Source organism: Nostoc sp. DedQUE02, from assembly GCF_034531035.1.
GTDB lineage: Bacteria > Cyanobacteriota > Cyanobacteriia > Cyanobacteriales > Nostocaceae > Nostoc.
In genome coordinates this window covers 36,609-54,373 of record NZ_JAVRBY020000018.1, presented here as the reverse complement: position 1 = coordinate 54,373, position 17,765 = coordinate 36,609, and the positions used below count along the sequence as shown (strand labels likewise).

Here is a 17,765-nt window from a genome sequence, read left to right as displayed (position 1 = left end):
AAGTAGTTAATGTTTCTGCACGCTGATTTATATTTTGCGATCGCCATATTTCAAAAATTTTTCCGTCTAAAAAAGTACCTTTTTCTGGTTGCCAGTAAGTATCTTTAAATAAAGCATAATAGCAATCTTTGGCAATATCTTCATAATTTTGAGACGAGTTTTCTGGTAGCCAACCAGACAGTAACCACGTTTGTCCAATTGTTGCTAGTTCTTTGTTTAGTTTTTGTTCAATTTCAGTTTTTAAAATTGTAAAAGACTTAGCTGGTTGAGTTTCGGTTTGATTATTAATCGAACAATCTATTTGTAAACCATAAGTATCATTTTATCTCACAGGATAATAGTATCCTTCTACTGTTTGATTGTGAGAAATAAAGTTAATTTGAGCAGGATGGGTAAGCTCTAAATACTCGGTTTCAATGTCAGGATCGTTGAATTGAGTATCAGAGGGTAATTGAGCTAAAAAAGCAGCTTTGTTTTTTTGTGTTTCTGCGTCAGTTGTATTTAAAGATGTTTTTAACCCATATAAAAATAAATCGAGGGTAGGATAGATTAAATCGCTCATGAGAAGGGAAAAACTAATTTGATGAATGGGATTGAGATAAATATTGTTTCCATTTTTCTAAGAATGTGGCTTGTTTAACTGTTTCTTCTGGTTTTTCAGAGCTACCAACAATGACTACAACATTATTGAGTTGGCTCTCGTAGCCTGTAGCTTCATTTTTTGGTTTAAAACCTCTAGTTATTTCAGCCTTGTCACGAGAAATAAGCCTACTAATTTCAACTTCAGTCGGAAGTAAATCATCTGGAATTTCTTCTACTTTATCTAATTGAGATTTATAAAGTTGATAGGACTGATTTAAGTCAGGATTCGGGGTAATTATTTCTAATAAACGTTTTTTAATATAGTCTTCCCATGCTTTTGGTTGGGTGTCTAATTGCTTGGCAACTTCTTTTAAATTCTGTTTCTCTTGTTCTTTGAGGGCGGTTTTTAAGTCTTGAAAGGCTAATAGAAAAGCGATGATAGTATTGTCAGTTTTGTTATTAGGAAACGCTATAAACATAATTTTAAGTGAGATGATTATAAGACTTCTTGCATAAGTCGGTAAAAGGGTAAGGGAACAATAAAAACCTTTTCCCTGGTTGGTGAGCTTGCCGAACCATAACCTTTTCCCTTTTCCCACCTCTTGCAAAAATTACTTTTGCAAGAGGTCTATAGTAGATATGTGATGTTTAGCTTTGATTTTTTATATTTGGAAAGAATAATTGACGCAAAAAATCCGTTGCTTATTATACCTTCTATTGCGTAAACCTAAGATATTTGATTGCACGGTTTTTTAGTTATTTTCCGTAGAAGCTAAAGAATGCTGTGGATTAGGTATTAAAGCTGTGTGCTGATGAAGCCTACAGTTCGACAAAAAGCTCTAATGGTTAGCTAGGTAATAAAAATGGCATCGGAATGGGCGGCTATTGTTATTGGAATTAATTATTACCCAGAGTACACCACCCTAAAGCCGCTAACAGCAGCAGCAGAAGATGCTGAGAAAATTGCCCAACAATTAGAACAATACGGTTATAGACCTTTTCGCGCTCAGTTTTTACCTAGAACTTTAAACCCGAAGGGAGAAAGCAAAATCGATCGCCAAGGGGCGGTAAAGGTGCAAGAATTAAGAGAGGCCATAGCTAATCTTTTCAATCCTCCTCCTCCTAACCCCAGCCCAGAAACAGCGTTATTCTTCTTTTCAGGACATGGGTGGTGCAGAACTGTGGCAGGCAAAGAAGAAGTATTTCTAGCTACCAGTGATGTTTTACCTGAAGCAGAAATCTATGGTATTCCTTTAAGTTGGTTGGGTGAGCAGTTGCAAATAAGTCAGACGAAACGAGTCGTTGTTTGGCTTGATTGCTGCTATAGCGGTGAATTGTTGAACTTTATTCCCACAGATAAAGACTACTGTTTTATTACTGCAACCCGTTCTTATGAAACTGGTGTGGAAATTCCCCACAGGCAGGGGTTGTTGACGCAGGCGTTACTCGCAGGATTGAACCCGGAAAATGACGCAGATGGGATCGTTAATAGCCACAAATTGGCAGATTTCATTATCAGTCGAATGCCGGATACAGCCCAGCGTCCGTTAATTGCCAATTCTACACGAGCAATTCTGCTGACTACTAAGTTTTCTCAAAAAAGCTTTCAGGATAAGTGTCCTTATCGTTCTTTGTCGTATTTTAAGGAGACAAAGGAAGATGCTGAGGTTTTTTATGGGCGGAGTGCGCTAACTAGGCAGTTGATTAAACAGGTAACAGATAAGCATCGCCTGATTGCTGTTTTAGGTGCTTCCGGTAGTGGGAAATCATCTCTATTACGGGCTGGGTTATTATACCAGTTGAAGTTAGGGCAAGATATTCCAGGGAGCGATCGCTGGGCTTATATTACACCGTTTACGCCGAAAGAATCTCCTGTTAACAGTTTACAGGAGGCTTTGGCACTTTCCTTGCCTAATCTTTCCGATCCAGAGACAACATCAACCCCACCCCTAACCCCTCCCCGTGAACAGGGAGGGGAGCGTTTACGTCAGCAAATGCGGGGTGGGCTTGGGACTGTATTGCAACAAAGTGAGAACCGCTATATTGCCCATGTTATCGGCGAGGGGTTAAAAGCATTAAACACACCAGTCATTTTGATTATCGACCAGTTTGAAGAATGCTTTACCATGTGCGATGACAGCCAGCGTCAAGAATTCTTTGACTGTTTGCGGGAATTAATTGATTGTACGGATAATCTCTATATTTTCATTGGGATGCGATCGGATTTTCGCGGGAGATGGCGAGAATATCCCAAATTTGCCAGCAGAATCCATAAACCTTACATCAACGTCGAACACCTCAACCGTCAGGAAATTGAAGAAGCGATTACTAAACCGGCTGATTGGGTAGGTTTAGGCATAGAGGGAAGATTAAAACAGCAACTAATTAATGATGTTGAGGATTACCCCGGAAGTTTGCCTTTGCTGCAATATACCTTGACAGAATTGTGGCGTGAGTCAAAAAATCAAGGCGATGAGGTTCTCAGCCTGAAAACTTATGAGGATTTAGGCGGGGTGGAAGGAACGCTACAAAAACGCGCCGATGCAGTTTACGAAAGTCTTTCAGCAACAGAAAAAACTGTGGCGCGGCGGATTTTTCTGGAATTGACGCAAATGGGAGAAACCACAGATGTCCGGCGGCGCGTGCGTTTGGGCGAGTTGGTTAATTCTCATCATTCCTTGGAACTTTTGCAACAGGTGAGTGAGAAGTTAGCCGATAAAGATGCACGATTAATTACGAAGACAGATGAGCCGGATTCCCAGGATGTAATTTTAGATGTTGTCCACGAGGCCCTTATCCGCCATTGGCAAATGTTGCGGGGTTGGAAAGAGGAATATAAGTTGGGTATAGCCATTGAGCGACAGATAGAAGCGGAAGCCCAAGAATGGGAGCGGAATGAGAAAAAGCCAGGGTTTCTGAGGAAAGATGACAGGTTAGCAGTAGCAGAAGCATATTTAACTAGATTTGGTGATTGGCAAATGCTGAATGGGGTGGCCGAGGAGTACATTCAGGAGAGTCAAGAACTGCGAAATCGCCTTGAGCGGGAAGAAAAAGAACGCCAACAAGAAAAGTTGGCAGCAGCACGGCGGCAAAATCGAGTTGTCACTTTGTTTAGTATGGGGTTAGCTGGAGTAGCTATCTTTGCGGGTTATCAATGGTGGAACGCTCAGAACAAAGCTAAGGAAGCAACACAACAAACTACCATTGCTTTGGCGCAAAGTTCAGAGACTGCTCTACTTTCTGACAGGCAACTTGAGGCTATGATTGCAGCTACACAGTCAGGTAGACAAATTTTAGGTAGACCAATTAAAAATGCCAATTTAGAACAAGAGGCTAACCAACAAGCTATATTGGCACTACAGCGAGGAATTTACAATACTCAAGAGAGAAACCGCTTAGAAGGGCATAGCGAAGCGGTCTATAGCGTAGCATTTAGCCCCGATGGCAAGACCATCGCTTCTGCAAGTTTGGACAAAACCGTGAAAGTCTGGGATGCGGCAACAGCTAAAGAAATCACCACCTTCAAAGGGCATAGCGATGCGGTCTATAGCGTAGCATTTAGCCCCGATGGCAAGACCATCGCTTCTGCTAGTTTGGACAAAACCGTGAAAGTCTGGGATGCGGCAACAGCAAAAGAAATCACCACCTTCAAAGGGCATAGCTCTGGGGTCAATAGCGTAGCATTTAGCCCCGATGGCAAGACCATCGCTTCTGCTAGTTTTGACAATACCGTGAAAGTCTGGCAGTACCTAAATAACCTAGATGATTTAATCGTCTACAGTTGCAACAGGCTACGTGGTTATTTACAATCAAATCCCAATGTGAGCGACAAGCACCTCTGCGATGGTGTTGGTACTAAGAGCGATTAGAATGTTCCCTTCGACTACTTCGGCTACGCTCAGTACAAGTCCGCTCAGGGAACGTTTTGCTCAGGGAACGTTTTGTTTAGAGAAATCAATTACTGCTACTGCGACAATCGCACAGGTTTTGATGATGCGCGATGACAAAATGGCGATCGCACTTTCGGGAAACTTCTGGGGCGATCGCTGTTTATGTTCTCTGTAGCAACTTCCGCGATCGTTGCAGCAACTTCTGTCTTCACGTTTCCGTGTTTTACGTACCTTGTAACAACTTCTGCGATCGTTGCAGCAACTTCCGTCTTCACGTTTCCGTGTTTCGCGTACCCTGTAGCAGCTTCCGTCTTCACGTTTCCGTGTTTTGCGTACCTTGGAGCAACTTCCGCCTTCACGTTTCCGTGTTTTGCGTAGCTTGTATAGCGGTTCTCGCTTGGGTGCAGTACAGTTTTGACCTCTCTCCAAACCTCTCTCCTAAAAGGAGAGAGGCTTTGAATCTTACTCCCCTTCCCTAGAAGGGAAGGGGTTGGGGGTTAGGTCTGTACCGTACTAAACTGAGAACCGCTATAGTAACTTCTGCTATAACTGAGGTTTTTTCTCAAAAATCAACAATTTTACGTATGACAACCTTTTCCAAAATTGTCCACTATAGAGTTATCAGTAAATTGGAAAATGAGTATTAAATATGGCGAGACTAAAACGCAACTCACGTACTCTTGGCAAAGCTGAAGTACGTTTAGCAAGCATTAAATCTATTAGTCCAACTCTTGATGTTGGAGAAGGATTAACAGTCAAAGATTATACTGAAAAAATTGCCAGCCTGAGAAAATCTTTAGAAGCATACAACACCACTCTCTCTACTATTGATGTATTACGAACCCAAATCATTGAAAATGAACAAGATTTAGCAGACTATTCTGAAAAAATCTTAAATGGGATTGCTTATAAATTTGGTAATAATAGCCATGAGTATCAGATGGCTGGAGGTACTCGGAAAAGCGATCGCAAGCGGAGTGTGCGTCAAAGTGTGGGTTTGGCAAAGTAAGTAGTGCAATTAAACCAAGTTCCCTTCGACTTTTGAAGTTCCCTTCGACTTACTTCGACTACGCTCAGTACAAGTCGCTCAGGGAACGGTTGGCTTAAGCTTCGACTTACTTCGACTACGCGGTAGTTGAGCGTAGTCGAAACTCAGTACAAGTCGCTCAGGGAACGGTTAGCTTAAGTTTCGACTTAGTTTAGTCAGCAGTTTTTTATTTAACTAGTAAATAAATTGTTCCCTGAGCGAAGTCGAAGGGAACACTTCACTTAAGGAAAACTTTTTCTAATAGAAAGCGATCGCGCAAATCAAGTTATGGCTTATATCTACATTCTTGAATGTGCCGATGGTAGTTACTACACGGGTAGTACAACAAATCTTGAGCGGCGGCTGTGGCAACATCAACAAGGTCAGGGCGCAAACCACACGGCAAAACGGTTGCCTGTGAAGCTAGTTTTTTGCGAGTATTATCAGTCCGTGGTGGATGCTTTTGAGCGTGAGAAACAGGTGCAAGGTTGGAGTCGAAAAAAAAAGCAAGCTTTGATTTCAGGAGATACAAATTTATTGCATAAGTTAGCCGAATGTCAAAATGAAACTCATTACAGTAGATTGACTAGCTTTGACACTTCGGTATAGTTTGACTCTGCTCACCAGCCGCTCAGTGCATTACTTCCCTCAACCATCACAAGAACGCTCCCTTCGACTTCGCTCAGGGAGCAGAGTCGAAGGGAGCGGATCGGGTAAGTTGTTACGCATTTAAGTTGCACATCAATATATTTAGGTGTAACGCTTCTTACTAACATCGTTATTTTTTGGTTAGCTAGGGGAACTCTATAAATACGGTTCAGTAATTGCCCAGCGCTGGATGTGGGCTGATCTAAACCGTGTTGTAACGATATCTGGAGTTTTGAGGAGCGGCTGATGGATAAATCAATTATTCAGTTGGTTGACGAGTTACCGACTGACAATATCACTGTCAAAGTTTTAAAGGCTCTTGATTATGTGGCACCAGGTGAATGGAGCAATTTGACAGGGTTTAACAATAGTATTCGCACTATTACTGGAGAAACCGATGCTAAGGTAATCCAGAAAATCCGCGATCGCGCCGCTAATTTATACGAAGATCCTCAACAAGGCTACCAGTTTGCAATCAAACTTTATCAAACAATTGATAAGGCAGACACAGCTATGGCAGCCGCAGCTTTAGCAAATAAAGTTAGTGAGAAAATTGGCTTTCTTTCTTTTTTAGGCAAAATTACTCCCAAAGCTGATGTCACTCAATCCATTGACTTAGTATTAAAAATTGCTGTCGAAATCATTGCCTTTTGCAAACTAAATGGCATTCCTCAACCTAATCCCCAAGAGTTTGCTAATTCCCTTGCTAACAACTATCAAAATGCATCCCTAATGCGGATGGTGGCTCTAGTTTGTCTAGATGGAATTCTACCCTTAGGCCCCGATTTCCTCAATAAAATTCATGGAGTGATTAGTGGCACTGATGCTAGTGCAATAACTCAAAATCCGGTTTTCCTAGCCGTTAATAACTTTCTTCCAGGTAGTAATCCTTCTGATAAAGTTGGTTTTATCAGTCAGGGTTTCAACTCCGTGCAAGGCTGGATGAATAATTTAGTATCCAAGACAGGCATCACTCCGCAATCAATTTCTAGTAATCTGGGTAATTTTATTCAGATTGCTGATGATAATTTAGATTTTGTTGCAGCATTTCTAGATCAAACTACCAATTACTACGAGCATACAGGAATTCAAACTGTCGCTCGCAGTTTGATTTTGCAAGCATACACTCTAGTAAAAGAGGAAATTAAACAAGAAGAACAAAAGCCGATTCAAGATGTTTCATCTGCTGTTAAATCAGATAAAAATCAGTATGAAATAAGCAAAACAGTAGAAGTTTGGGATAATGATGAGGAAGATTGGTATCAGGGAACCATTGAGAAAATCCAAGATGACCAATTCTTTATTCATTACCTTGGTTACGGTTCATCTTATGACGAGTGGGTAGGCGAAGATGACATTCGGACTCGCGATCTGCGCTCCACTGATGATAATGGATATGCAGTAGGTCAAAAGGTAAAATGTTGGGATGATGACCAAGAGGCTTGGTATTCTGCAACGATTGAGCAAATCCAAGGTCAGCAATATTTTGTTCACTACGTTGGTTATGACTCATCTTATGACGAGTGGGTTGATAGCGATGAGATTTCCTAATTGTTGAATGAACGTGAGTTCAACGAGTGCTATGAGATACCCGATTTCTTGAAGAAGTCGGGTATCTAGCAGCCCTACAGAATTAATACGACAGACCACTAGTCCTATTAATGTTGAGATAAGAATGGTTCAAATAAATGATAAGCCTCATAATTACGAAAATGTCTAGCGTATAAGTCAATACCATCACTAGCCGATTCAAAGCCATCATCTAACACTGAATTCACGTCTATTACCTTTTTCAAAGACCAGGTAATAGTTTCTCCATCCTCATTTTTATAGCTTCCTTCTTCTTTTTTAGCATAATTTATAGCCTTCTCTTTGGCTTTTTCTAAAGAACTAGATTTGAGCAAAACAAAGCATTCTTGGTACAACGGTTGATAATCTGGTGCATCGGAGGATGATTCATAAAGAATTACGGCAATGTAGAAGGATTCCGTTTGCTCTGCACTTTCGGGTTTCATCCAATTTCCTCCAAGACTACTTCTTGAATCTACCATCATTCAATAACTTCCAAGCCCTTTTACCGGGGGCTGATTTATCATTTTTGATGTCTTCTAAATAAGAGTTTAAATACTGACTGGGAAACTCCCGTCTAATTGATGCTTTGCAGCAGGTACTAATAAAAGTATCAGCAAATAAACTTAAGTTGTCGTTTGCTTCACAACTCCCACCTGGTCTAACTTGACTTATTACCAAGGACAGCTTAAATAAATTTGCATTCAATGAATATGTTACAGTCTGGGAATGGCTAGCCATCGGTTGCAGAACCAACCCCACAACGAAAAGACCGACCAGTGGGTTGGGTAGAGGTTTTTGTAGCATCAGGAAACTAACCCTTTTTAATTACGAATTATCTTGACACTTGCGCTACGATATCCCCTATTGCCTTGATGCAATGTATATGAGGAGTAGGACAGATCAAAAATATGATAGAAGAATTCAATACACAGGTCGCAGAGAATCTGGTGGCGATCGCTAACCAATTCGCACAACTGGGAAAGGTTACAGGCGTTAAAGCTTTTGGCAGTGGTAATATAAATGACACTTTTTTAGCAACTCAAGATTCCTCAAAGGAACAACATTTTGTCCTGCAACGCATTAACACACAGGTGTTTCGTCAGCCACAACTGATTATGCAAAATATGCGTACCTTAACTGAACACGTTCAAAAAAGGTTGCAGGATATCCCCCTGAATCGTCGCTGGGAAGTGCCACGCGTTCTGTTGACCAAAAACGCTCAAGACCACTGTAAGGATGCAGATGGCTCATTTTGGCGGGCAATTAGCTTTATTGAAGGCTCCCAGTCTTTTGATAGTATGCGCGATCGCTCACACGCCAAAGAAATCGGTTATGCCTTGGGAATGTTTCACAATCTAATCAGCGATTTGCCAGCAGAAAAACTTGCTGATACCCTCGAAGGGTTCCATATTACACCGTTTTATCTCCAGCATTACGAGGAAGTTTTGGCGAAAACTAGTGTACGTCAATCTTTGGAAGTTAATTATTGTTTACAGTTTGTTAGCGATCGCCAAACCTTTGCACATATCCTAGAAAATGCCAAAGCTGAAGGCAAGCTACCTCTGCGTCTGATGCACGGCGATCCAAAAATCAATAACGTGATGTTTGACATTGTTACCCAGCAAGCCGTTAGCGTCATCGACCTCGACACCGTAAAACCTGGCTTAGTACATTACGATATTGGTGATTGTTTGCGATCGGGTTGTAATCCGGCTGGCGAAGAAACCGAGAATTGGGAAAGTATTTATTTTGATACCGATCTGTGTCAAGAAATCCTCCAGGGTTATCTTGCTGTGGCTAAGGCATTTCTGACCGAAAATGATTATGCATACATCTATGATGCTATTCGTCTAATTACTTTTGAACTAGGACTGAGATTTTTTGCTGATTATTTAGCAGGGAATGTTTACTTCAAAGTTAAGCACCCAGAACATAACTTAGCAAGAGCGATCGTCCAGTTTAAGCTTACCGAAAGTATTGAATCTCAAGAAACGCAGATTCGTAAAATTATTGAAGATATGAAATGAGCAACCAGACATTTTCTCTACAACCCTTTCCTTCTAATGAATCACTGCCTAATTTGAAAATTTCAGGCAATATTACGCGAAATGGTAATCAACTTGCCATCCGCTATATGCTTGAAGGTGATTTAAAAGAAATTGCAATTTTTCTCCCATCAAACACACCATTACGCAAGCATAAATTATGGGAAGACACTTGCTTTGAGTTCTTTCTTGGCATCAAAGATTCTCAACGGTATTGGGAATTTAACCTCTCCCCCGCCGGACACTGGAATGTGTATCGCTTGGATGGATACCGTCAAGGAATGCAAGAAGAAACAGCTTTTGAAAACCTACCGTTTAGCGTTCATAATCAAGCCGATGGTTTTGCACTTGCGTTAGATGTCGATTTGGATAAAATTATCTCGGCAAACCAAGAAATTGAAATTGGCATTACTACTGTTGTTAAAGATAGAGGTGGTTCGGTGACTTACTGGGCGTTAACTCATCTAGGCGCAGAGGCTGATTTTCATTTGCGGGATAGTTTTATGATTAAGTTGTGAAAGATATTATTACTGTAGCTTGCAAAATTGGGAATACTAGCTGTAGAGGTTTGCCTTAGTAACTACAGAAGGTAAATATGAAAGCAGACGAACATATCTTACAGCTCCCTCATACAAATATAAAAAACAGAGAGCTACTTCCTGAACAATCAGGAATATATTACGTATTAGATGAACAATTTATTGTTTGGTACGTAGGGCAGGCTAAAAATTTACGTAATCGTTGGGCAGGTGATAGTCATCACAGACTGTATCAGCTACAAAAACAGCGAAAGAAGCAATTTGTTATATACTATGAATTGATTGCTGAATCACATCTTAATGCTATAGAACGACAGCGTATTAATGAGTATAATCCGCAACTGAACGGAACTAAAATTAAAATAAAGAAACTACATCCAACAGAAACACTATTACGAGAAACGCTAACTATCCTTGCACCATATAGTTTTGTACTAGGTGTGGAACCCCCACGAAAACAAGATCCTAAGCTGATTAACGATTCTATATATTGGCGAGATAATTGGAGAGTTCAGAAAGCTGTATTGCCCCTGAGTGTAATACACGTTTGTATAAATTTAAAAGAGTTGGAAGAATTTACTAAGGATTGGCGGTCTGTTAATCGTTTTTTAAAACAGGTATTCAAGCAACGCCCTAACTATTCAGATAACTGGGCTTGTAAAGGTCAAGCTAAAGATGAAAAGTTCGGTATTTTTTTTCTAAGAAGACTTTTAGTTAATGGCTTTGCTGTCGAAGTATACAAAGCTCATGAAGAAATATTTAAATATATTCAAGGTTATAAATTGGCTCAATTAGCTGGAGTGAATATTAGGGTGGTAAATGAAAGCTCTTTAGTTTTACTTAAGTCTCAGTGTCTATTAAGTGTTGTGGGAATATATGCTCCTTCAGAAAACCAAACTTATCCATACTATAAACTTTATCATCAGGCAATAGAACGATTATTCCCATATAAAAAAGATATTGTTAAATTGCTATTTAACGAAAATATCAATACACAAAAACTGCAAATTTTGCCACCAGTAAGTAAAACTATAAAAAATGACAATCTTTCAGAAGAGAGCTATATTGGTCTTTCTGCTAGATTAGCCAACCTTGCTGCAAAGAAAAAATACTTGATTGAATTGTTAACACAGCGTGATGTTGATTTAAATTGCTATAAAGTTAACAAATACCTAGAAACCATACCAAAAGATGAAAACTATGTTGACAGTAATTATGATAGAAGAATGACTGTCTATGTCAAATCTTTTATGTACGGGGATCTCCGTAAACCAGGTCATTCCTCCAGCTTAATACTAGGAGATAAAGGTCAGGTATACCAATTGCAAAATGTAGTAGACTGCCCTTATCAAGAAGTTTACCTCGCAGCTAAAGTAGACCGAGCATTTTGGTTATTGCTAGAACCCTACCTTTCAGATTTTACTAAAGTCAAGCTTCAGGAAAATGAAGGGTATGTAAATAAACACTATTTTTCTGCAAGAAGAGTGTTAGTACCTGCTATAATGACGATTACACTAAATGGAAAGTGGAAAAGCAATATTCCATTCGGTTGTAATAATGGTATTGCATATAAACAAGTTATAGATATTATTAAAAATCGTTTACAGGAAAGTGGAATACCTAAACTCAGATTTTCTTTTAAATCAGAGTCTGTGCGTAGTTAGCTAATAGCATATTGCACTTAAAAAGTGAGAAAAGCGAGTGCTATCCATTTACTCGTCTGTAGTTTAGTGTTTTAAAACTAGATTGCGATCGCATTGATTTGGAGTTATTAACTTGTTAGTGCATTACCCATAGCTAAAATAAGCATTTAGCTACGTTTAACTCGATAATGCTATACTACTTCACGGCAGCAGCTATTAAATTGTTTTAAACTTGAATTACCGCCGTAAATTCGTATCTAGCTCTTGATCATGACACAAAACACATTGAAGATTGATGCATTTTGGGATAAAGATGCAGAAGTTTGGGTTGCAACTAGTGAAAACGTGCCAGGATTGGTAACAGAAGCTTCTACGATTGAGTCTCTTACGCAAAAGCTCAGACAGATAATACCAGAACTCCTTGTCCTGAATCAAATTGTACCTTCTGATTATGTGGGTTCTATTAGCTTTGAATTAACCAGCCATCGACAAGAGTTAATAGAGGTGGCTTCATAAATGGGTGTGTCTTTAACTCCTGAGTTGAAAAAGATGCTTTCGGAAGCTGGTTGCTACTTTGAAAGGCAAGGAAAGGGAGATCATGAAATTTGGTATAGTCCAATTACAGACCGCCGTTTTGTGGTAGATAGCTCTATCAAGTCACGCCATACAGCTAACGCAGTTTTGAAACAAGCCGGACTGTCTAAAGCGTTCTAATTTTAATAATTTGTGTGTCGAGAGCCTGAATACTGTACAAGTTTTTGAGAGTAGCGATCGCTTGACACTTTTATTATTTTTAACCACAGATGCACATAGATAATTAATCAGTGTGAATCTGTTTCATAAAATTGACTTTTGTAAAAAGTTTACTGTTTCAATCAGCAGATGAAACACTTGGTATTGCAGAACGAATTGCACTAATAAAATTCTGGGCGTTGCTGATTCCATATATGAAAACGATTTTGCATAATACCAAAATCCTTGTATAGACGTAGCACTGCTACGTCTCTACATCTAGATTCATACTTCAATTCAGCAACGCCAAATTCTGAGCATAATTCTGCGTTGAAAAATCTAAGGCGCGTTGTCTGGCAGCTACTCCGACACTTCGGGCAAATTCTTGCTCGTCAAGATAGCGGAGAATTGCGATCGCTACATCTAAAACGTAACGATTTTACGCAAAGTTATACTTAGTGAGACAATTCAGCTTTCAGATGGTCAGCTAATCGAATTGCCAAGGCGATAATGGTAAGCGTCGGATTAGCATAGCCTCCTGTAGGAAAAACAGAGCTACCTGCCATAAATAAATTAGAGATGCCATGAACTTGACAATTTGCATCGACTACTCCTTGTTTTGGGTCGTGATGCATACGCGTTGTTCCCATATTATGATGGGTACTCAGCGAAGCAACTGGCCGATCTCCATCCAATTCAATCTGCAACTCACCCAGCCCTGCACTCGCAAACTCTTGTGCAAATACTAACTGCGATCGCTTCACACTGCAAATATCTATTTCGCTCCAATGATTAATTAATTTTGCTTGAGGACAACCAAGTTTATCTAGTTGATTACTGAGTGTTACCCGATTATCTGGATTTGGGGTTTGTTCAGTTTGGCTGAGAACTTCAAACTTTGTATATTTCTGTTCATTACCTTCATGCTCAGACCATCCTCCATGACTCAAATCCGGGAACAAATATTCTTTTTTGACATTATACTTATACCAATCAGTAACTAAATCATCAATATTCGTAATAACATTTTGCAAATGTTGAAGAACATTCTTAGGTAACTGTCTTTGTCGAACTGAAGAGAATATAATTTTTGCAGAAGCCTTTGCCGCCGATCTAAACCTTTCATCTCTGGGATATAACAACGCCGTCATATTTAGTAATTTTTCGCGGCGCATCACTTGTTCCGTCAGTGCAAATTTTCCCATCACGGTGACATTATTCACCCGACGTAAGTCATACAAAGCCATCGAATTAAAGATTTTGCGATTTTGCGGAACAAGCATACCACAACGGATAAAAGGATGATCCATAAAGAACCTACCCACTAAATCATGTTGATTGCCTAATCCATTCTTTTGAATTCGGTTTGATAGCAGCAATAAACGTGCGTTCTCAATACCACCTGCGGCGAAAATAAATACTTTTGCAGTCACCCAAAATTTATTACCAGATAAACACGCTACTTGCACACGTTTCACCGTCTTGGCTACCTCATCTGCCTCAATTTCTACCACATTGGCGTTAAGGAATGTAGTGATATTTGGAGATTGATTAATTTGGTGACGATATTCATTGGTGAAAATATCGCGTGGGCCAAACTGAAACATACTGGTAGTAACTCGGTCGCTTGTGAAATGTGTCCGAGGAGATTGAGCATTTTCCCAAGCTTCAGCTTCATAAGCAAAAGAACCGAGTTTACAGACTGCTTGAGCGCGCTCATAAAAGGGATTCAGATGAGATTTGCTAAAAGGCCAGCCACTATATGGAACCCAATCTCTTTTTTCAAAATCTATTTCGTCTAATGGTACATGCCTCAGACCAAGTTGATTTTTATTTATTTCAATATTCCAGACATTAGCCAGTCCACCAAATTGACGATGGCGCATATCTTGCAGTGGTGGAAAAGGATCTCCAACCGTTTCACCTTCACCAAGAGATGCAGTCTCTTGATTAAATTCAATATCACCACTTTCTAGTAAGCAAACTCGAAAATCTTGCCCAATTAGTTCTCGTGCAAGTGTAATTCCTGCTGGGCCAGCACCAACTATACAAACTTCAGTATTGATAATTTCATCTATTGGTAATTTGCGGCTATCAATCAACATTGATTTAATTCCTTTTGCATAAATATTTTTTGTCTCACGCAGACGTGCAGAGAGTTTTATAATGATTTCTCGCATTAATTATGAGGCGTAAATGCGTTTGTAGTAAGGACTTTAGTCCTGGATTTTTAAGCACTAAAGTGCTTACTACAAACCTATCAAAACTTTTGCGATAGAGGACTAGGCATTACAGAACGAATTGTATTAATAAAATTTTGGGCATAATTCTGCGTTGAAAAATCTAAGGCGCGTTGTCTGGCAGCTACTCCGGCACTGCGGGCAAATTCTTGCTCGTCAAGATAGCGGAGAATTGCGATCGCTAATTGCTCCGCATCGCCGTAAGGTGTTAATAGTCCATTCATGCCATCGGTAATAATCTCTGTCGGCCCGCCTGCATTACCAGCAATTACAGGTTTACCCAACGCCATCGCCTCAATAATCACAATCCCAAACGGCTCTTTATCTGATGCATGAACAAATACATCCATCGCCTGCACCCACTCCGGGATATTACGCTGTAGTCCAGCCATAATTACTTGCTCTTTCAAGCCCAAGTTTGTAATTTCTGCTTTTAAAAAGTCTTCATAGTCTGGTTCTAAATCGTGCTTACCGCCAACCACAACACAATGAGCATCGGGATACTTCTGTAAGATTTTGGGCATCGCTTGCACCAATACGTGCATTCCTTTCCATCGTTGCAATCGTCCCACAATTCCAATCAACGGCCCGTGTAAAGGTAAGCCGAGTTTGCGCCGTGCTTCTTCTGGAGTTGGTAAAGCATTAGGCTCAAATCGATCTAGTGCAACACCAGGATAAACCAAAGGTGTTGGTCTGTGGGGCCAAATTTCTGCCTGTGCTTGCTTGCCATCTTGGGAGAGAGTGATAATTGCCCGCGCAGGGATTAAAGTTGCGATTCGTACCAACCAAGTTTTATCGCTAGGTACTTCTAGTTGATACCATACAGCAGGCAAGCCCGCCAACAGTGCTGCCAAACCTCCAGATATATGCGTGATCCACATCCAATTGACAATTATATCTGCACGTTCGCGACGAGCGATCGCAGCTATCCGCAAAACAGCACCAATAAAACGGTGAATTTGGCGTAAACGTCCACTTTCCACAACTCGCGCATCAATACCAAGGGACTTTACTTGTTCGACCATCGGGCCGTCTTCTAAAAATATCACCAGCCATTCGACACCAGCATTACGTCCCTGCTGCACCAAATCCCAAAGCATCATTTCACCGCCGCCTCGTTGCTCGGCTAGTGGCATTACAATAATTACTTTCATAATTTATATCAGTCCTATTTAAGTTGTAAGATTTATCGAGGAAGGCAAGAGGCAGAAGGTAGTAGGTCACTGAATCTCGACTTCGCTCGATTTCCGCGTAGTCGAAGTGACCACCTGCCTCCTGCCTCTTTCAAAAGATTCTTGACTTCTTAGAGAAGTTAGGAATATTGGAGAGCATTTGAGGATTGCCATAGTACTTATGTCCTGCCATCGCCATAGCTAAAAATCCCCAGAGAATCATCCCGGCTACGCTCAACATACCGCTACCAATAACTAGCTGTGAAGCAGAACTGATTCCAATGGCACGAGCAGCACTGATAAAGCTATCGAAACGACCTTCACCATAGCTGCTAACACTAACAATTAACAAAATTAATCCACCCATATAAAAGATGGCTCCAAACCAACCAAGGGTGAAAAACATATCTAAGATGCCACTGTCAATTACTACTACTTCAATTTGACCAGTTTTTTCGTTGACCTTCCAAATATTTCCTAAGCCGTTACCGAGACCATTAGAAAGGGCTAAACCAAGATTTTTGTCATAACTTCCCGATCTATCTTTAAAGCTGCCATCTTCTTGAAGATTAGAAAAAGTTTCCAAGCGAGTTGCTACCACCCCAGCAATTGGCTCGATGGTTGTCAACGGCACAACGCAAATTGCCATGACTACAATTATGGTAATTAAGCGCATTTGAATTTTGGCTTTGACTGAACCCATAATCATAATTATTCCAAATAACCAGCCTCCCCAATTAGTCCGTGCTTGTGTCAATAAAAAAGATAAGTAACCAACAGCCGAAGCCGGAAAAATTAAGCTTCCTGAACTGGTAAATAATAACAGTAACCCAGCCTGCATAACGGAACCAAAGGGACCGACTGAGTGCAATGTACTCCAGACGCGCATCCCAAAAGGTACAGGATTTCCCGAACTCATGAATAGTTTTGATTGTATTAGCCAGTACCTATCCCACTCAGGAGCTACCACAAATTGATATACGCCATAAGTTCCTAAAATCAACACACACCAAAGGAATGTTCGCTGAATGTTTTGGCGATAACTAGGATAATCCCGCCAGTTGATAAATAGGTGAAAAGCAAAGATAACCGGACTGAGCCAATCCATTAAACCGCGTGCTACAGGGATAGGTGGGTTATAAACCAGACCGATGAGAAAGCCATAAAACACTCCGATAAAAGCCAAAACAAACGGCAAAGCCCCTTGACGAGAAGCGCGGGGAAAGTGTCGGAAGAATGTTGCTATGGTGACAAACACCACTAAGTAGGGTGCTATGAGCATTTGACGGGTAGGGTCCCAGCCCACTCGATAGTCAACTAAGCGGGTAGCTAAGGGTGTGAGAAACCAGATCCACCAGGTAAAACTGACGTAGAGAATGGGATGCCGCAAATATAAAAATACCGCTACTGCTAAAGCTGTCACCGGGTAAATTAGGCGCAATGCGGCAGTAGCACCAGCAAAATAGCAAACTACAGTCAGTAATATAAAGCCTGCGATCGCCATCCAACCCTGTAGCGATCGCTCTTCGGGAGAATAGTTTTTTAGAAGAAAACTATTGAAAAGTATCTGCTTAGAATTCATTCAATTTTGGATTTTGGATTTTAGATTTTGGATTGCTGGCTCTTTAGAGACAGCAGCCCACGCGTCTTAATTTCCAGTTAGAACCTAGTAACT

The 17,765-nt window shown here is 40.5% G+C and carries 17 protein-coding genes; 10 read left to right on the top strand and 7 right to left on the bottom strand.

What is annotated here, in order from left to right; all coding sequences use genetic code 11:
• Positions 1 to 322: 322 nt before the first annotated feature.
• Positions 323 to 562 (bottom strand): hypothetical protein, encoded by a 240-nt coding sequence (locus tag RMX98_RS16185; RefSeq protein WP_322676308.1) that lies wholly within the window; start codon positions 560 to 562, stop codon positions 323 to 325.
• Positions 563 to 575: 13 nt separating this feature from the next.
• Complete coding sequence (locus RMX98_RS16180; RefSeq protein ID WP_322676309.1) at positions 576 to 1,190, bottom strand: hypothetical protein; 615 nt, start codon at positions 1,188 to 1,190, stop codon at positions 576 to 578.
• 255 nt (positions 1,191 to 1,445) lie between these two features.
• Here RMX98_RS16180 and RMX98_RS16175 point away from each other — a divergent pair, with 255 nt between their 5' ends.
• Positions 1,446 to 4,451: a caspase family protein gene (locus tag RMX98_RS16175; protein WP_409881529.1), complete on the top strand. Its 3,006-nt coding sequence runs from the start codon at positions 1,446 to 1,448 to the stop codon at positions 4,449 to 4,451.
• A gap of 95 nt (positions 4,452 to 4,546) precedes the next feature.
• Here the strand turns inward: RMX98_RS16175 and RMX98_RS16170 are convergent, their stop codons facing one another.
• Positions 4,547 to 4,789 carry a hypothetical protein gene (locus tag RMX98_RS16170; protein WP_409881527.1) on the bottom strand — a complete coding sequence of 81 codons (243 nt, stop codon included), beginning with the start codon at positions 4,787 to 4,789 and terminating at the stop codon, positions 4,547 to 4,549.
• Between the two features lie 332 nt (positions 4,790 to 5,121).
• On the opposite strand from RMX98_RS16170, the gene RMX98_RS16165 reads away from it, so the two are divergent.
• The 3 genes from RMX98_RS16165 (at position 5,122) to RMX98_RS16155 (ending at position 7,698) form a co-directional block, all read left to right on the top strand.
• Positions 5,122 to 5,481, top strand: a complete 360-nt coding sequence (locus tag RMX98_RS16165) for a hypothetical protein (RefSeq protein WP_322676312.1) — start codon at positions 5,122 to 5,124, stop codon at positions 5,479 to 5,481.
• 306 nt (positions 5,482 to 5,787) lie between these two features.
• Positions 5,788 to 6,108: a GIY-YIG nuclease family protein gene (locus tag RMX98_RS16160; protein ID WP_322676313.1), complete on the top strand. Its 321-nt coding sequence runs from the start codon at positions 5,788 to 5,790 to the stop codon at positions 6,106 to 6,108.
• 285 nt (positions 6,109 to 6,393) lie between these two features.
• Positions 6,394 to 7,698 carry a Tudor-knot domain-containing protein gene (locus RMX98_RS16155; protein ID WP_322676314.1) on the top strand — a complete coding sequence of 435 codons (1,305 nt, stop codon included), beginning with the start codon at positions 6,394 to 6,396 and terminating at the stop codon, positions 7,696 to 7,698.
• A gap of 107 nt (positions 7,699 to 7,805) precedes the next feature.
• Here RMX98_RS16155 and RMX98_RS16150 read toward each other — a convergent pair whose 3' ends face one another.
• Positions 7,806 to 8,162 carry a DUF4288 domain-containing protein gene (locus RMX98_RS16150; RefSeq protein ID WP_322676315.1) on the bottom strand — a complete coding sequence of 119 codons (357 nt, stop codon included), beginning with the start codon at positions 8,160 to 8,162 and terminating at the stop codon, positions 7,806 to 7,808.
• 465 nt (positions 8,163 to 8,627) lie between these two features.
• Here RMX98_RS16150 and RMX98_RS16145 point away from each other — a divergent pair, with 465 nt between their 5' ends.
• The 6 genes from RMX98_RS16145 to RMX98_RS16120 all read left to right on the top strand — a co-directional run bounded on the left by RMX98_RS16145 (position 8,628) and on the right by RMX98_RS16120 (position 13,137).
• Positions 8,628 to 9,746, top strand: a complete 1,119-nt coding sequence (locus RMX98_RS16145; RefSeq protein ID WP_322676316.1) for an aminoglycoside phosphotransferase family protein — start codon at positions 8,628 to 8,630, stop codon at positions 9,744 to 9,746.
• Positions 9,743 to 10,282 (top strand): DOMON-like domain-containing protein, encoded by a 540-nt coding sequence (locus RMX98_RS16140; protein WP_322676317.1) that lies wholly within the window; start codon positions 9,743 to 9,745, stop codon positions 10,280 to 10,282. The genes RMX98_RS16145 and RMX98_RS16140 overlap by 4 nt, the downstream gene beginning before the upstream one ends.
• Positions 10,283 to 10,359: 77 nt before the next feature.
• Complete coding sequence (locus RMX98_RS16135) at positions 10,360 to 11,967, top strand: GIY-YIG nuclease family protein (RefSeq protein ID WP_322676318.1); 1,608 nt, start codon at positions 10,360 to 10,362, stop codon at positions 11,965 to 11,967.
• A 249-nt stretch (positions 11,968 to 12,216) separates the two neighbouring features.
• On the top strand, positions 12,217 to 12,462 hold the full coding sequence (locus RMX98_RS16130; RefSeq protein ID WP_322676319.1) for a DUF1902 domain-containing protein: 246 nt from the start codon (positions 12,217 to 12,219) through the stop codon (positions 12,460 to 12,462).
• The gene (locus RMX98_RS16125; protein WP_322676320.1) at positions 12,463 to 12,660 is read left to right on the top strand and encodes a type II toxin-antitoxin system HicA family toxin; all 198 of its coding nucleotides are present in this window, start codon (positions 12,463 to 12,465) and stop codon (positions 12,658 to 12,660) included.
• A gap of 348 nt (positions 12,661 to 13,008) precedes the next feature.
• Complete coding sequence (locus RMX98_RS16120) at positions 13,009 to 13,137, top strand: hypothetical protein (protein WP_322676321.1); 129 nt, start codon at positions 13,009 to 13,011, stop codon at positions 13,135 to 13,137.
• Here RMX98_RS16120 and RMX98_RS16115 read toward each other — a convergent pair.
• The 3 genes from RMX98_RS16115 to RMX98_RS16105 form a co-directional block, all read right to left on the bottom strand.
• Positions 13,134 to 14,783, bottom strand: coding sequence for a GMC family oxidoreductase (locus RMX98_RS16115; RefSeq protein ID WP_322676322.1), 1,650 nt, complete (start codon positions 14,781 to 14,783; stop codon positions 13,134 to 13,136). The genes RMX98_RS16120 and RMX98_RS16115 overlap by 4 nt on opposite strands.
• Before the next feature lie 155 nt (positions 14,784 to 14,938).
• Positions 14,939 to 16,072 carry a glycosyltransferase family 4 protein gene (locus RMX98_RS16110; protein ID WP_322676323.1) on the bottom strand — a complete coding sequence of 378 codons (1,134 nt, stop codon included), beginning with the start codon at positions 16,070 to 16,072 and terminating at the stop codon, positions 14,939 to 14,941.
• A 130-nt stretch (positions 16,073 to 16,202) separates the two neighbouring features.
• Positions 16,203 to 17,672, bottom strand: coding sequence for an O-antigen ligase domain-containing protein (locus RMX98_RS16105; RefSeq protein WP_322676324.1), 1,470 nt, complete (start codon positions 17,670 to 17,672; stop codon positions 16,203 to 16,205).
• Between the last annotated feature and the right edge of the window lie 93 nt (positions 17,673 to 17,765).

What these genes read in the sequence shown, in the direction of transcription:
- RMX98_RS16185 (WP_322676308.1), bottom strand. Translation starts at nt 562, where the DNA reads ATGAGCGATTTAATCTATCCTACCCTCGATTTATTTTTATATGGGTTA.
- RMX98_RS16175 (WP_409881529.1), top strand. Translation starts at nt 1,446, where the DNA reads ATGGCATCGGAATGGGCGGCTATTGTTATTGGAATTAATTATTACCCA.
- RMX98_RS16165 (WP_322676312.1), top strand. Translation starts at nt 5,122, where the DNA reads ATGGCGAGACTAAAACGCAACTCACGTACTCTTGGCAAAGCTGAAGTA.
- RMX98_RS16160 (WP_322676313.1), top strand. Translation starts at nt 5,788, where the DNA reads ATGGCTTATATCTACATTCTTGAATGTGCCGATGGTAGTTACTACACG.
- RMX98_RS16155 (WP_322676314.1), top strand. Translation starts at nt 6,394, where the DNA reads ATGGATAAATCAATTATTCAGTTGGTTGACGAGTTACCGACTGACAAT.
- RMX98_RS16150 (WP_322676315.1), bottom strand. Translation starts at nt 8,162, where the DNA reads ATGAAACCCGAAAGTGCAGAGCAAACGGAATCCTTCTACATTGCCGTA.
- RMX98_RS16145 (WP_322676316.1), top strand. Translation starts at nt 8,628, where the DNA reads ATGATAGAAGAATTCAATACACAGGTCGCAGAGAATCTGGTGGCGATC.
- RMX98_RS16140 (WP_322676317.1), top strand. Translation starts at nt 9,743, where the DNA reads ATGAGCAACCAGACATTTTCTCTACAACCCTTTCCTTCTAATGAATCA.
- RMX98_RS16135 (WP_322676318.1), top strand. Translation starts at nt 10,360, where the DNA reads ATGAAAGCAGACGAACATATCTTACAGCTCCCTCATACAAATATAAAA.
- RMX98_RS16130 (WP_322676319.1), top strand. Translation starts at nt 12,217, where the DNA reads ATGACACAAAACACATTGAAGATTGATGCATTTTGGGATAAAGATGCA.
- RMX98_RS16125 (WP_322676320.1), top strand. Translation starts at nt 12,463, where the DNA reads ATGGGTGTGTCTTTAACTCCTGAGTTGAAAAAGATGCTTTCGGAAGCT.
- RMX98_RS16115 (WP_322676322.1), bottom strand. Translation starts at nt 14,783, where the DNA reads ATGTTGATTGATAGCCGCAAATTACCAATAGATGAAATTATCAATACT.
- RMX98_RS16110 (WP_322676323.1), bottom strand. Translation starts at nt 16,072, where the DNA reads ATGAAAGTAATTATTGTAATGCCACTAGCCGAGCAACGAGGCGGCGGT.
- RMX98_RS16105 (WP_322676324.1), bottom strand. Translation starts at nt 17,672, where the DNA reads ATGAATTCTAAGCAGATACTTTTCAATAGTTTTCTTCTAAAAAACTAT.